Annotated in this window: 10 protein-coding genes; 7 read left to right on the forward strand and 3 right to left on the reverse strand. The window is 58.2% G+C overall.

Going from position 1 to position 13,727, the window contains the following annotated elements:
* Positions 1-5: 5 nt before the first annotated feature.
* The 3 genes from leuA to xseA form a co-directional block, all read right to left on the reverse strand.
* The gene (leuA, locus tag KQP88_RS05575) at positions 6-1,676 is read right to left on the reverse strand and encodes a 2-isopropylmalate synthase (protein ID WP_200993408.1); all 1,671 of its coding nucleotides are present in this window, start codon (positions 1,674-1,676) and stop codon (positions 6-8) included.
* A 357-nt stretch (positions 1,677-2,033) separates the two neighbouring features.
* A complete protein-coding gene (locus tag KQP88_RS05580) occupies positions 2,034-2,858 on the reverse strand; it encodes a M23 family metallopeptidase (RefSeq protein WP_025258853.1) in 825 nt (274 codons plus the stop codon).
* A 7-nt stretch (positions 2,859-2,865) separates the two neighbouring features.
* The gene (gene xseA / locus KQP88_RS05585; protein WP_200993409.1) at positions 2,866-4,245 is read right to left on the reverse strand and encodes an exodeoxyribonuclease VII large subunit; all 1,380 of its coding nucleotides are present in this window, start codon (positions 4,243-4,245) and stop codon (positions 2,866-2,868) included.
* Positions 4,246-4,342: 97 nt separating this feature from the next.
* Here xseA and KQP88_RS05590 point away from each other — a divergent pair, with 97 nt between their 5' ends.
* The 7 genes from KQP88_RS05590 to KQP88_RS05620 all read left to right on the forward strand — a co-directional run bounded on the left by KQP88_RS05590 (position 4,343) and on the right by KQP88_RS05620 (position 13,725).
* Positions 4,343-5,110, forward strand: a complete 768-nt coding sequence (locus tag KQP88_RS05590) for a sulfite exporter TauE/SafE family protein (protein WP_216705056.1) — start codon at positions 4,343-4,345, stop codon at positions 5,108-5,110.
* Between the two features lie 77 nt (positions 5,111-5,187).
* Entirely contained in the window at positions 5,188-5,736 is a 549-nt protein-coding gene (locus tag KQP88_RS05595) for a sugar ABC transporter ATPase (RefSeq protein ID WP_198726933.1), read from the forward strand.
* A 95-nt stretch (positions 5,737-5,831) separates the two neighbouring features.
* Complete coding sequence (guaB, locus tag KQP88_RS05600) at positions 5,832-7,301, forward strand: IMP dehydrogenase (RefSeq protein WP_216705057.1); 1,470 nt, start codon at positions 5,832-5,834, stop codon at positions 7,299-7,301.
* Positions 7,302-7,421: 120 nt separating this feature from the next.
* Complete coding sequence (gene guaA / locus KQP88_RS05605; protein WP_216705058.1) at positions 7,422-8,999, forward strand: glutamine-hydrolyzing GMP synthase; 1,578 nt, start codon at positions 7,422-7,424, stop codon at positions 8,997-8,999.
* A 378-nt stretch (positions 9,000-9,377) separates the two neighbouring features.
* Positions 9,378-11,456 (forward strand): ATP-dependent nuclease, encoded by a 2,079-nt coding sequence (locus KQP88_RS05610; RefSeq protein WP_253950553.1) that lies wholly within the window; start codon positions 9,378-9,380, stop codon positions 11,454-11,456.
* Positions 11,449-13,203, forward strand: a complete 1,755-nt coding sequence (locus KQP88_RS05615) for a UvrD-helicase domain-containing protein (protein ID WP_216705060.1) — start codon at positions 11,449-11,451, stop codon at positions 13,201-13,203. Before KQP88_RS05610 ends, KQP88_RS05615 begins: the two co-directional genes overlap by 8 nt.
* Positions 13,204-13,548: 345 nt before the next feature.
* Entirely contained in the window at positions 13,549-13,725 is a 177-nt protein-coding gene (locus KQP88_RS05620; protein WP_216705061.1) for a hypothetical protein, read from the forward strand.
* Positions 13,726-13,727 lie beyond the last annotated feature (2 nt).

Below are 13,727 nucleotides of genomic sequence, written 5' to 3' on the forward strand. Positions count from 1 at the left end.
CATACTCAGGCAGCCTTGGCTTGTGCCTGGCTCAGGGAGCGGTTCAGAGCACTGAACAGTGCACGGAAGCTGGCAGTGGTGATGTTCTCGTCGATACCCACGCCATGCACGGCACGGTCACCGTTGACGCGCAGTTCGATGTACGCAGCGGCCTTGGCCGTGGTGCCGGAACCGATGGCGTGCTCGTTGTAGTCCATGATTTCCACGTTGACCGGCAGGCCGGCAACCAGTGCTTCCAGGGCGCCCTTGCCCTTGCCGCGCCAGTGCTGGGTTTCGCCGTCGACATGCACTTCTGCATCCACCGAGCTGTTGCCGTTTTCTTCCTGCAGCTTGTGGCTGATCAGGGCGTAAGGCGTGTTGGCCTGCAGGTATTCGCGGCGCAGCAGCGAGTGGATCTGCTCGGCGGTCATTTCCAGGCCCAGACGGTCGGTCTCGCCCTGAACCACCTGGCTGAACTCGATCTGCATGCGACGTGGCAGGGAGATGCCGTATTCCTGTTCCAGCAGGTAAGTGATACCGCCTTTGCCAGACTGGCTGTTGACGCGAATCACCGCCTCGTAGCTGCGACCGATATCGGCCGGGTCGATTGGCAGGTAAGGCACTTCCCACAGCGCGTCTTCTTTCTGCTGGGCGAAGCCCTTGCGGATAGCGTCCTGGTGCGAGCCGGAGAACGCGGTGTGAACCAGGTCGCCGACATAGGGAGCGCGTGGGTGAACCGGAATCTGGTTGCACTCTTCAACGACCTTGCGCACGCCGTCGATATCCGAGAAGTCCAGGCCCGGGTTGATGCCCTGGGTGTAGAGGTTCAAGGCGACGGTGACCAGGTCCACGTTACCGGTACGCTCGCCGTTGCCGAACAGGCAGCCTTCGACGCGATCGGCGCCGGCCATCAGGCCCAGCTCGGTGGCAGCAACGCCAGTGCCACGGTCGTTGTGGGTGTGCAGGCTGATGAGGACGCTGTCACGACGGGTGATGTTGCGACCGAACCACTCGATCTGGTCGGCGTAGACGTTCGGGGTGGCGACTTCAACGGTGGCTGGCAGGTTGAGGATCACCTTGTTCTCAGGCGTCGGGTTCCAGACCTCGATCACGGCATCGCAGACTTCCTTGGCGAATTCGAGTTCGGTGGCGCTGAACGTCTCTGGCGAGTACTCGAAAGTCCACTGGGTTTCCGGCTGCTGGGCGGCGTATTTGACGAACAGCTTGGCAGCGTTGACCGCGATTTCTTTCACGCCGGCCTTGTCCTGGTTGAAGACGATGCGACGGAAGGAAGGGCTGGTGGCGTTGTACAGGTGAACGATGGCCTTTTTCGCGCCGCGCAGGGATTCGAAGGTGCGGGCGATCAGATCTTCACGGGCCTGGGTCAGCACCTGAATGGTGGTGTCATCCGGGATGTGGCCGTCTTCGATCAGGGTACGCACGAAGTCGAAGTCGGTTTGCGAGGCTGCCGGGAACGACGCTTCGATTTCCTTGACGCCTACCTGAACCAGCGTCTTCCAGAAACGCAGTTTCTTGACCGAATCCATTGGCTCGATCAGCGATTGGTTACCGTCGCGCAAGTCGGAGCTGCACCAGATTGGCGTCGTAGTGATGGCTTTGGAAGGCCAGGTACGATCAGGCAGGTCGATGGTCGGAAACGCGCGGTACTTCTTCGATGGATCTTTGAGCATGGTCATTTGATGAGTCCTTTGTACTGAGTAGGCCGAAAAGAGGCGGCCAGCCATTGACGCGCAAGACAGGGGCGAGGCACCGCAATCTAGCCTGGCAGTCGTGAACTGACCAGGCGAAGACACCGATGTTGGCGCAATAGAATGAGGGTTTGAGAGGTATTCATGAAGCCAACCGTAACGATTGAGGTGAAAGTTGGCAAGCACCTCGAAAAAATTGAGATAAGTTCTCGATTTTCTGTATATGACGAGCTTTTATCGCTGGTTTAGGGGATTTATTGCCGGGTTATTGTTTGGGGGCTTTCGCGAATGAATTCGCTCCTACACCCACACAGCCCGTGGGAGCGAATTTATTCGCGAAAAAGATCAGGGCTGAAACGCCCCGATGAATATCGCCGGGTCTACCCGCGCATCGTTCAGGCTGACATTCCAGTGCAGGTGCGGGCCGGTGGCGCGGCCTGTGGAGCCGACTTTGCCGAGCAAGCCGCCACGTGGTACCTGATCGCCGGTCTTCACGTCGATCTTCGACAAATGGCAGAACATGCTGATAAAGCCCTGGCCATGGTCGACATACACGGTATTGCCATTGAAAAAGAAGTTGCCGGTCAGGATGACCTTGCCGGCCGCGGGGGATTTGATCGGCGTACCTGTCGGGACCGCGAAATCCAGACCCGAATGGGGATTGCGCTCTTCACCATTGAAGAACCGGCGCACGCCGAACTTGCTCGACAGCGGGCCGTTGACCGGCTTGTCGAGGATCAGGTTGCTCGGCGTGCCCGGGCTGAACACCGCATAACCGCCCAGCAGTTTTGGCGTTTCGCTGTTGATGCGTTTGGTGTCCTCGGGGTTGGGGTTGACCTGACGCTTGTTCTGCAGGGTGATGTGCTGTTCCGGGTACTTCTTGCTGCCCACCGTGAAACTCAGGTTGCGACCGCCTGAGGCCAGTTGTTGCGTGCCGGGCTTGATCGTCAGCGGCAGGCCGACAATGGCCAGCCAGCGAGTACCTTGCTCCTTGACCACCAGCACCGGTTTGCCCTGGAAGGTGGCTTTGGGCGGCTGGTTGCTGGTGCCCAGATCAATCACCGCGACACCGCCGGGCACCGGCTTGTTGAGGGCGCGAGTGATGTAGCTGTCGGCATGGGCGGGAAGGCACAGGAGGAGGGCGAGCAGCGGTGCGATAAAACGTAGCATCGATCGGTCAGTCCAGAAGAGAGAGGGTCACGGGCGTCAGGTGGTTATCCTCGACGCGCACTTGCAATTCGCCTTCGCCCAGTCTGGCCGTGAGGCGCTGGCCGGGTCGGGTTTGCGCGGCGTTGCGGATGGCATTGCCGCGTTCGTCGAGCAGGATACTGTAGCCACGGCCCAGTGTTGCCAGCGGACTTACGACATGAAGTGTCTGAATCTGGCTTTGCAGTTGTAGTTTGCGGGTCTTGATCTGCTCACGCATGGCACGTGGCAGGCGCTCGGCCAGAACATCCAGCCGCTGGCGCAGGAAGGCCAGGGTGCGTCCCGGATGCTGGGCGGCGAGTCGGCTTTCCATGTGCGCCAGACGCACCTTCTGCTGATGCATGCCTTGTTCGAAGGCGCGGCGCAGGCGCATGTCCAGATCATCCAGGCGCTGGGCTTGCTGGCGCAGGCGTTCGCCGGGATGGCGCAGGCGGCGGGAAATACCGTCCAGACGCAAGCGCTCGCGCATCAGTCGATCGCGCATGCGGCTGATCAGGCGGCGATTGAGGTTTTCTACCCGGCGATGCAGGTCGCTGGAGTCCGGTGCCAGCAATTCCGCAGCGGCAGAGGGCGTAGGCGCCCGCACATCGGCCACGAAGTCACTGATGGAAACATCGGTTTCATGTCCGACCGCACTGACAATCGGCGTCACACAGGCATCGATGGCCCGGGCCACGGCTTCTTCGTTGAAGCACCACAAGTCTTCCAGCGAACCGCCGCCCCGGGCGAGGATCAAGGCATCGAAGCCTCTGGCGTCCGCCAACTTGAGTGCCCGGACAATCTGCGCAATCGCTTCGCGGCCCTGAACAGCGGTGGGAATCAGGGTCAGTTCCACTTGCGGAGCGCGACGGCGGAACACGCTGATGATGTCGCGTATCACCGCGCCTGTAGGCGAGCTGATAATGCCGATGCGTTGCGGATGCAGTGGCAGCGCGACCTTGCGTTCGGCACTGAACAGGCCTTCGTCGCTGAGCTTGGCTTTCAGGGCATCGAAAGCCAGTCGCAATGCGCCATCGCCCGCAGGCTCGACAGTATCAAGAATCAGCTGATAGTCGCCGCGGCCCTCGAACAGCGAGACTTTGCCGCGCACCTTGACCTGCAAGCCATCCTTGAGCGCCTGCCGCACACGCGCCGCGCTCTGGCGGAACAGAGCGCAACGCACCTGGGCGCCGGAGTCCTTGAGCGTGAAGTACACATGGCCGGAGGCCGGGCGCGACAGGTTGGATATCTCGCCCTCGACCCAGATGCTGCTGAACACATCTTCCAGCAACACCCGTGCACGGCCGTTGAGCTGGCTGACAGTGAGGACTTCCCGGTCCAGGCCGAGTCTTGCAAAGGGATCTTTAATCATGGCGGCATCATAAAGGGATTTGCCCGGCCACCACCACTGGCGGTTTTCGGGGGGCGCAGCTATATAAGCAGCGCGTGGTCAATTCAGGGAGAGTCGTGTGGCGGTCGAATGGTTCAACCAGTTGGGCTTTGCACCGCTGGATCTGCTGTGGATCGAACTGGCCGTGGTGGCTGCCTATATAGTGTTTGGCGTCGCCGGTTTCGGTACGGCGCTGGTGGCCGGGCCTGTTCTGATTCACTTCATGCCGCTGTCGCGGATCATTCCCTTGCTGGTGATGCTGGATTTCCTTGCGGCTTTCGGCAACCTGCTGCCTTCCCGGCAATCGGTGGTCCGCTCGGAGTTGCTTCGCCTGCTGCCCTGCATGGCGGTGGGCTGCACCTTGGGTGTGCTGTTTCTGCTTAATCTGAAATCCGATGTGCTGCTCCTGTTGATGGGGCTGTTCGTGACGGCGTATGCGCTTTACAGCCTGGCAGTCAAAGTGCGACCGACGCAACTGGCGGCGGGTTGGGCGATCCCCATGGGTACGATCGGTGGCCTGTTCGGTGCCTTGTTTGGCAGTGGCGGTTTTCTCTACGCGATCTATCTCAACAGTCGCCTGACCTCCAAGGAACAGGCGCGGGCCACGCAAAGCGCCCTGATCAGTTGCAGCACCATCGTGCGCCTCGGGTTGTTCTTGCTGGCCGGGGTCTATGCCGAAATCCCCTTGCTGCTTCTGGCGGTCTGCCTGTTGCCTGCGATGTTGCTGGGTTCATGGATCGGCCGATCACTGGTGACGAAACTGTCCCGTGAAGCCTTTGTGCGGCTGGTGACCTGGCTGGTGTTGGTCAGCGGTCTGGCGCTGATCGGTCGTTACATCGCCGGTTGATTGCCGGTTGATGGGGCGGCGTTCCGGGCTGACCTGTTAAACTGCCGCCCTTGATCAGCCTTCAGCGACACATTGCCATGAACACCCAGAGCATCATCGTCCCGCAAATCTCCAGTTTTCCCGGGCATGAGGCACGGGCGCGCCTGATCCTTCGCTGGCTGGTGAAACTCAATGTGGTCGAGCCGGAACTGAGTACCTGCGGGCGAACCTACAACAAGATGGCCTATGCCATTGCGCCGGGCGCGAGAAGGGTGGTGCAGAACCCCGACGCCTTGCCGTTCGGGCAGGCCGTCAATGGGCTTGAGGTCGTTACCAGGCGCTGCATCTTCACGCCGCTGAACAACTTTGCCGAAGAGGCCGGTTGCCCTGAGTGTCGCCGGGAAATCGGTGAGGCGCTGTTCGACAGCCTGGAAGACTGGATGCCCGGCCATACCGATAATTTCATCTGCCCGGAATGCCGGCATGAAGACGACATCAACGGCTTCCTGTTCCTGGACGCCTGCGGTTTTTCCAACCTGGGTTTCATCTTCAATAACTGGCTCGATGCATCCTTCACACAGAGCTTCCTCGATGACTTCGCCGAACGCCTGGATCGCCCGGTTTCCTTCGTCAAAGTCCGACTATAAGTTCGTTTGATATTAGGCTGAGGTTTGCATTGAGCCTGCGCAGGTGTGTAGGTATAATGGCGCGCTTCCAATTTTCCCGCCCGGGAGCCCCCGCGATGCTGCGTATCAGTCAAGAAGCCCTAACATTCGACGACATTCTCCTTGTGCCCGGTTATTCCGAGGTACTGCCTAACGAAGTCAGTCTGAAAACCCGTTTGACCCGTGGCATTGAACTGAATATCCCTTTGGTTTCCGCTGCAATGGATACCGTCACTGAAGCCCGTCTGGCCATCGCCATGGCTCAGGAAGGTGGTATCGGTATCATCCACAAGAACATGACCATCGAACAACAGGCTGCTGAAGTTCGCAAGGTCAAGAAGTTCGAAGCCGGTGTCGTCAAGGACCCGATCACCATCGAGGCTGACGCCACGGTACGTGACCTGTTCGAACTGACCCGCATGCACAACATCTCTGGCGTACCTGTCCTGCATGATGGCGACCTGGTCGGCATCGTGACTTCCCGTGACGTACGTTTTGAAAACCGTCTGGATATCCCTGTTCGCGAAGTGATGACGCCTAAAGAGCGTCTGGTCACCGTACGCGAAGGCGCCGACAAGAACGAAGTGCGCGAGCTGCTGCACAAGCACCGTCTCGAGAAGGTCCTGATCGTCGACGCCAGGTTCTCGCTCAAGGGCATGATGACCGTCAAGGACATCGAAAAGGCCAAGGCCTACCCGCTGGCGAGCAAGGACGACCAGGGTCGTCTGCGTGTCGGCGCGGCTGTCGGTACTGGCAAGGACACTGGCGATCGCGTTTCGGCGCTGGTCGCTGCCGGTGTTGACGTGGTGGTGGTCGATACCGCTCACGGTCACTCCAAAGGCGTGATCGACCGCGTTCGCTGGGTCAAGGAAAACTTCCCTGACGTGCAGGTCATCGGCGGCAACATCGCCACTGGCGAAGCAGCCAAGGCTCTGGCGGCTGCCGGCGCCGACGCGGTCAAGGTCGGTATCGGCCCTGGCTCGATCTGCACCACCCGTATCGTTGCAGGCGTGGGCGTACCGCAAATCAGCGCTATCGCCAACGTTGCCGCTGCCCTTGAAGGCACTGGCGTTCCCCTGATCGCCGACGGCGGCATCCGTTTCTCGGGTGACCTGTCCAAGGCCATCGTTGCTGGCGCAAGCTGCGTGATGATGGGTTCGATGTTTGCCGGTACTGAAGAAGCGCCGGGCGAAATCGAACTGTTCCAGGGCCGCTCCTACAAGGCTTATCGCGGCATGGGCTCGCTGGGCGCCATGTCCCAGGCCCAGGGTTCTTCGGACCGCTACTTCCAGGATTCGTCCGCAGGTGCCGAGAAGCTGGTACCGGAAGGCATCGAAGGCCGTGTGGCCTATAAGGGTTCGCTGTCGGCCATCATCCATCAACTGATGGGTGGCCTGCGTTCTTCCATGGGCTACACCGGTAGCGCCGATATCGAAGAAATGCGCACCAAGCCCGAGTTCGTTCGCATCACCGGCGCTGGCATGGCTGAATCCCACGTCCATGACGTGCAGATCACCAAGGAAGCACCTAACTATCGTGTCGGCTAAGGCCGACGATAGCTTCAAGCTTTAAGCTACAAGCGGTGGTTGCGGTGACGCAACTACCGCGACTCCGACAACTTGCAGCTTGCAGCTTAAAGCTCGCAACTGCTCATCAGAGCTCCTTCCATGGCCCTCGATATTCACGCCCACCGTATCCTGATCCTCGATTTCGGCTCCCAGTACACCCAGCTGATTGCCCGCCGCGTGCGTGAAATCGGCGTGTACTGCGAACTGCATCCGTTCGACATGGACGATGAAGCGATTCGCGAATTCGCCCCGCGCGGGATCATCCTCGCCGGCGGCCCCGAGTCCGTGCACGAAGCCAACAGCCCACGTGCTCCGCAAGCCGTATTCGACCTCAACGTGCCGATCTTCGGCATCTGCTATGGCATGCAGACCATGGCCGAGCAGTTGGGTGGCCGCGTTGAAGGTTCCGACCTGCGCGAATTCGGCTACGCCCGTGTCGATGTCGTCGGCAAGAGCCGCGTACTCGACGGCATCGAAGACCACGTGGATGCCGATGGCGTCCTGGGCCTCGATGTCTGGATGAGCCATGGCGACAAGGTCACCGAGATTCCGGACGGTTTCCACGTTCTGGCCAGCACCCCGAGCTGCCCTATCGCCGGCATGGCTGACGACACCCGTGGCTACTACGGCGTGCAGTTCCACCCTGAAGTGACCCACACCAAGCAGGGCGGTCGCATCCTGTCGCGTTTCATCCTCGATATCTGTGGTTGTGAAGCGCTGTGGACCCCGTCGCACATTGCTGACGACGCCATTGCCAGCATCCGTGCCCAGGTCGGTACCGACAACGTTCTGCTGGGCCTGTCCGGCGGCGTCGATTCTTCAGTGGTTGCCGCTCTGTTGCACAAGGCCATTGGCGATCAACTGACCTGCGTATTCGTCGACAACGGCTTGCTGCGCCTGCACGAAGGCGAGCAGGTCATGGCCATGTTCGCCGAGAACATGGGCGTCAAGGTCATCCGCGCCAACGCCGAAGATCAGTTCCTGAACAATCTGGCTGGCGAAAGCGACCCGGAGAAAAAGCGCAAGATCATCGGCCGCACCTTCATCGACGTGTTCGATGCCGAATCCTGCAAGCTCGACAACATCAAGTACCTGGCCCAAGGCACCATCTACCCGGACGTCATCGAGTCGGCTGGCGCGAAAAGCGGCAAGGCTCACGTCATCAAGTCGCACCACAACGTGGGCGGCCTGCCGGAAGAAATGAACCTCAAGCTGGTTGAACCCCTGCGCGAGCTGTTCAAGGACGAAGTCCGCCGCCTCGGCCTGGAACTCGGCCTGCCCTACGACATGGTCTACCGCCACCCATTCCCGGGCCCGGGCCTGGGCGTGCGCATCCTCGGTGAAGTGAAAAAGGAATACGCCGACCTGCTGCGTCGCGCCGACCACATCTTCATCGAAGAACTGCGCAAGGCCGACTGGTACCACAAAGTCAGCCAGGCATTCGTCGTCTTCCAGCCAGTCAAATCGGTTGGCGTCGTAGGCGACGGCCGCCGCTACGCCTGGGTCGTCGCCCTGCGCGCCGTAGAAACCATCGACTTCATGACCGCACGTTGGGCACACCTGCCTTACGAACTGCTGGAAACTGTCAGCGGGCGGATCATCAATGAAATCGACGGGATTTCTCGGGTGACTTACGATGTTTCGAGTAAGCCGCCGGCTACGATTGAGTGGGAGTAAGATTTTTTCTTAATGTTTTGATTTTTAAAGATAAAATCTGATTCTAGGCTGATGTGCTCTGTATTGTTAATGATCTTTCGCATGGCTCGAAAAGGCTAAGTCATAAGATCTATCTCGGTACCATGCTTGGTGGAGCGTTCTAGGCATGGTATCGGAGCCAGCTAAGTTCCAGGCAGGAGTTTGTGCCGGGGTTAGTGGCTGACTACTGCCTTTGGTATCCGGCAGCTAACGGCCAATTCCTGCCATTCGTGAAGGGCCGCTCACCATCCAAACCTGCCGGTCGCATACAGCGGGTGCTTTTAGGGGAATTGTCCCTGTATTGACTACTTCAATTCAGCATCTACAGTGATGGCTATACGATTTCACGGTAGGGACATCATGCGGATCGAGCGCGTTGAGATTCAAAATTTCAGACTGCTTCAGAACGTCAGTCTTGGCCTAGAAGACGGCACAACACTGATCGTCGGGCGCAACAATTGCGGCAAAACCTCCATAGCTGAGGTGTTCCGCCGGCTCCTTTCAGACCGGACTCCCTCTTTCAGGCTTGAGGATTTCTCTCTGGGGAGTCACGAAGAGTTTTGGACGGCATTCAATGCGTTTCACGGCGGAATAGCTCGCTCCGACGTTGCTGCCATGCTTCCCGTTGTCAGGGTCACATTGGACATCTCCTATGACGTGGATGCCCCAGACCTGGGGCAGCTCAGCGAATGCATAGTAGACCTAGATCCAGATTGCTCTTGTGCGCGCATCGTCTTGACGTATGGACCGCGGGCGACAGGCCTTGAGTCGCTTTTCGCAGAAACGAATGCCCCCGACACTGTGCAGGAGGATCAACGTCCTAGCTTCTTCAGCCTGATAAAGAAGCGTTTGGCGGGGGCCTACGAGCCCCGTTTGGAAGCGGTTGACCCCAATGATCCTACGAACCGCAAGGGCCTCGACCTAAAATCACTCACCACGTTGATCCGCGGCGGATTCATCAATGCGCAACGGGGCTTGGATGACGATACACACCGAGAGCGCGATGTCCTTGGGAAGGTGGTGGAGGTGCTGTTCCAATCGGCATTGACTGACCCCACAGATCCCGAGAAACGAACTACGGCGGAGCAGCTCCATGGAGCGGTGGAGAAAATTCAAAAGGAGCTGCATGACGGTTTCAACGCTGGACTGACTTCGCTGCTCCCTACGTTTGAGCTTTTCGGCTACCCAGGGCTAGAAGACCCAGGCCTCACCACTGTGACGACCTTCGATGTCGAGCGCCTGCTTAAAGACCACACGCAGGTCAGATACAGGGGGGTAAACGGCCTGACACTCCCGGAAAGCTACAACGGACTCGGCGTCCGTAACCTGGTGTACATCCTTCTGCAATTACTGAAATTCTTCAGAGAGTTTCAAGCTACGCCGGCAGCCGCAAGCGTACACCTCATCTTCATTGAAGAGCCTGAAGCCCACTTGCATCCGCAAATGCAGGAGGTCTTCATCCGACAATTGCACATGATCAAGGGCGCGTTCGAGCAGCAGCTGAATGGCAGCCGTCCGTGGCCAGTGCAGTTTGTAATTTCCACCCACTCTCCACACATGGCCAACGAAGCGCGCTTCGAAACCATGCGTTACTTTCTCTCTGTGAGCGGTGAAAACGGGATTCGGCAGTCCAAGATCAAAGACCTGAGGCAGGGCATGGGCCAGGCTCCTGCACCGGACAGAGATTTTCTCTATCAGTACCTGACGCTCACTCGATGCGACCTGTTCTTTGCAGATAAAGCCATCTTGATCGAGGGGACTTCAGAGCGATTGCTGCTACCAACCATGATCGCCAAAACTGACGCGGCTGCGGTGGGTGAACCTCAGTTGGCTAGTCAGTACTTGACGGTTATGGAGGTTGGCGGCGCGTATGCACACCGGTTTCATGATCTACTCACCTTCTTGGAACTGCGCACGCTGATCGTTACCGACATCGACTCCGTCAAACCGAATGCAGAAAGAAAGCGGAAAGCTTGTCTCGTTTCAGAGGGTCTGTTTACGAGCAATGCGTGCCTCAAAGACTGGTTTGAGGCCGAAGTCACTCCTGCCCAACTGCTGGCGAAAACGCCAGCAGAGAAGACCATAGGGTTGAGGCGCATCGCTTACCAAATTCCGGAGGGGAACGAACCCGGGCCTTCAGGCAGAAGCTTTGAGGACGCGTTCATCCTGGCGAACCTTGATCGATTTCAGCTGGGGCAGGGCGATGTCGCATCCCAAGCTTACGAGCATGCGGCGGACCAGAAAAAATCAGCTTTTGCGTTGAAGTACGCGATTGATGATACGAACTGGAACGTGCCTAGATACATTGCTGAAGGATTGCGTTGGCTAGCAGTTGGGGCGCCGGTCGTTGATGCCCAAATGGCTGCTCGGGCCATGGCCGCAGTTGTAGAGGTTGTTGGTGAGGCAGTGGCTGCTGAAGGAGAGCAAGGCGATGCCTGACAATCACGAAAGTCCCGCGGACAGAGCAGGGCGAGAAGCGCTGGAACGCATGTTCGCTTGTTTGGATGAAGGTCTAAGCTTTCGCCTGGAAGCAGGTGCTGGGGCTGGTAAGACCTATTCGCTAGAGAAGGCGCTCAGTCGATTGATTGAACACCGAGGTCCTGCGTTGATCCGGGAGCGTCAGCAAGTCGCTTGTATCACTTACACCAATGTGGCGAAAGACGAGATCATCTCTCGCTTCCAAGCGCATCCTGCAATCCGAGCCGAGACCGTCCATGGCTTTTGCTGGTCGTTGCTCAGAGATTTTCAAACATCACTGAGAGGATTTCTTGGCGCTGAAGCTTTTTGGCGAGAGCGTTTTGAGCCGGTGGGTGGCGTAGGTAACAGGCGCATCCATTACGAAATGGGTATTCCACGCGTATCGGAGGACGAGGTCTCGATTCGGCACGAAGATGTCCTGACATTGATGGTTCAGGCGCTTCCGTCTCCGAAGTTCAGGGCCGTATTGACTTCCCGATACCCGATCCTGTTTGTCGACGAATATCAGGACACGGATGAACATTTTGTCGGTGCACTGAAGTCGTGGTTTCTAGATCGCGGTGAGGGACCGATGATTGGCCTATTTGGTGACCATTGGCAAAAAATCTACGACGGGGGCTGCGGCCTAGTCGTGCATGACGCCCTTCAGCCGATCGAAAAAAATGCGAATTTCCGCTCAGCATCGCGGATTGTCGATGTGCTGAATGAGATGCGGCCAGGCCTGCACCAGGAAGTGAGCGATCCTGACTTGATCGGTGAAGCCCGAGTGTTCCACACCAACCTCTGGCCTGGAGAGCGACGGACAGGAAGCGGGGGAGGACACTGGACTGGCGACACCAGTCCTGAGGCTGCTAGTGCCTACTTCGAATACTTGAAAGCTCAGCTCAGCGTGGAAGGATGGGATTTCTCTCCGAAAACGACCAAAATCCTCATCCTGAATCACAAAGGCATTGCTCGTGAGCAGGGGTACTCCTCGATCCGTGAAATTTATGGGCAGTACAATGATCCGTGGCTGAAGAAGGAAGATCCTCACATCAAGTATTTGGCAGATCAGCTTGAGCCAGCGTGTGTCGCATACCAAAAGCGCCGATACGGTGCGATGTTCGGGCACCTGGCAAGCGATCGGCCAACGATTCGAAGGCACAGCGATAAAGTCGCTTGGGCTGAGGCAATGGATGCACTCCTCGAACTGAGGTTGACCGGTACCATCGGCGAGGTGATTGACTACATCATAGCCGTGCCGCAGATGCAGCTCCCCAATGCTGTGCTACGGAATGAGCAAGGGTTACAGGCCGCCGGTGTTGAACCAGGTGAGGACGAGCCACGCAGGATTACCCAGCTTCGAAAGCTCAGGGCAGTATCTTACACAGAGCTGATCGCGCTAGACCAATTCATTGATGGGCATACGCCGTTTGCCACAAAACACGGGGTCAAGGGAGCCGAATTCGAAAACGTGATCGTTGTGTTGGGGCGCGGCTGGAACCAATATAATTTCGCTGAAATGCTCGAGTGGTTTCAGCCGGGGCCACCGGCGAACAGGCGTGAAAAATTCGAAAGCAATCGGAATCTCTTCTACGTTGCGTGCTCTCGACCCAAGGTCCGTTTGGCTCTGCTTTTCACTCAACTGCTGAGCCAGGCAGCGCTTGCTCAGATCACCGCGTGGTTCGGCGCTGAGCATGTATTCGAGTTGCCTGCTAACCCTGGTTGAGAATTCTCGTGCAGCGCTCATTGTGTAGGTTAGTCGGCGCATGTCACATCCGACTAGCTGACTAGACAGGTGGATAAACCGCGATGGTTACTATCCGCCTGGAGAGGCCTGCACTCTGATGCCTCATTCCCGACCAACCTCACAAGCGTAATTCCAAGCACCGAAGCTGCCGACACGCGCAGTAAGATTATTAGCTCGCTGCCGCCATGAAGCCTGCGGCTATCAACACCATGGCTCCCGTAGTGCCATCGATCTGCCTGCGGCGATTGCTGCTCAACCCGCCTTCGCCGACTTGGCCAAGTGCGATTGAAATTGACGCGTAAACGATGGTGTAAAGGACGATGAATGCTGCGGATACCCTATCGACTGGAGAGAACACCTGGCGTTCGCAAGCTTGTAGGGTACGTTCAGGCCGCTACTGATATCATGGAAATCGCAGTGCGCCGGGGCGGCGACTGGGACCAGGACGGCAAGTCGAAAGATGAGCGATTCCTCGATCTGGTCCACTTTGAGCTTTGCTGACG

Origin of the sequence: Pseudomonas lijiangensis (genome assembly GCF_018968705.1) — a bacterium.
GTDB classification, from domain to species: domain Bacteria; phylum Pseudomonadota; class Gammaproteobacteria; order Pseudomonadales; family Pseudomonadaceae; genus Aquipseudomonas; species Aquipseudomonas lijiangensis.

Excerpts from the sequence above, each read along its gene's own strand:
- leuA (WP_200993408.1), bottom strand. The coding sequence starts at position 1,676 with ATGACCATGCTCAAAGATCCATCGAAGAAGTACCGCGCGTTTCCGACC.
- KQP88_RS05580 (WP_025258853.1), bottom strand. The coding sequence starts at position 2,858 with ATGCTACGTTTTATCGCACCGCTGCTCGCCCTCCTCCTGTGCCTTCCC.
- xseA (WP_200993409.1), bottom strand. The coding sequence starts at position 4,245 with ATGATTAAAGATCCCTTTGCAAGACTCGGCCTGGACCGGGAAGTCCTC.
- KQP88_RS05595 (WP_198726933.1), top strand. The coding sequence starts at position 5,188 with ATGAACACCCAGAGCATCATCGTCCCGCAAATCTCCAGTTTTCCCGGG.
- guaB (WP_216705057.1), top strand. The coding sequence starts at position 5,832 with ATGCTGCGTATCAGTCAAGAAGCCCTAACATTCGACGACATTCTCCTT.
- guaA (WP_216705058.1), top strand. The coding sequence starts at position 7,422 with ATGGCCCTCGATATTCACGCCCACCGTATCCTGATCCTCGATTTCGGC.
- KQP88_RS05610 (WP_253950553.1), top strand. The coding sequence starts at position 9,378 with ATGCGGATCGAGCGCGTTGAGATTCAAAATTTCAGACTGCTTCAGAAC.
- KQP88_RS05615 (WP_216705060.1), top strand. The coding sequence starts at position 11,449 with ATGCCTGACAATCACGAAAGTCCCGCGGACAGAGCAGGGCGAGAAGCG.
- KQP88_RS05620 (WP_216705061.1), top strand. The coding sequence starts at position 13,549 with ATGCTGCGGATACCCTATCGACTGGAGAGAACACCTGGCGTTCGCAAG.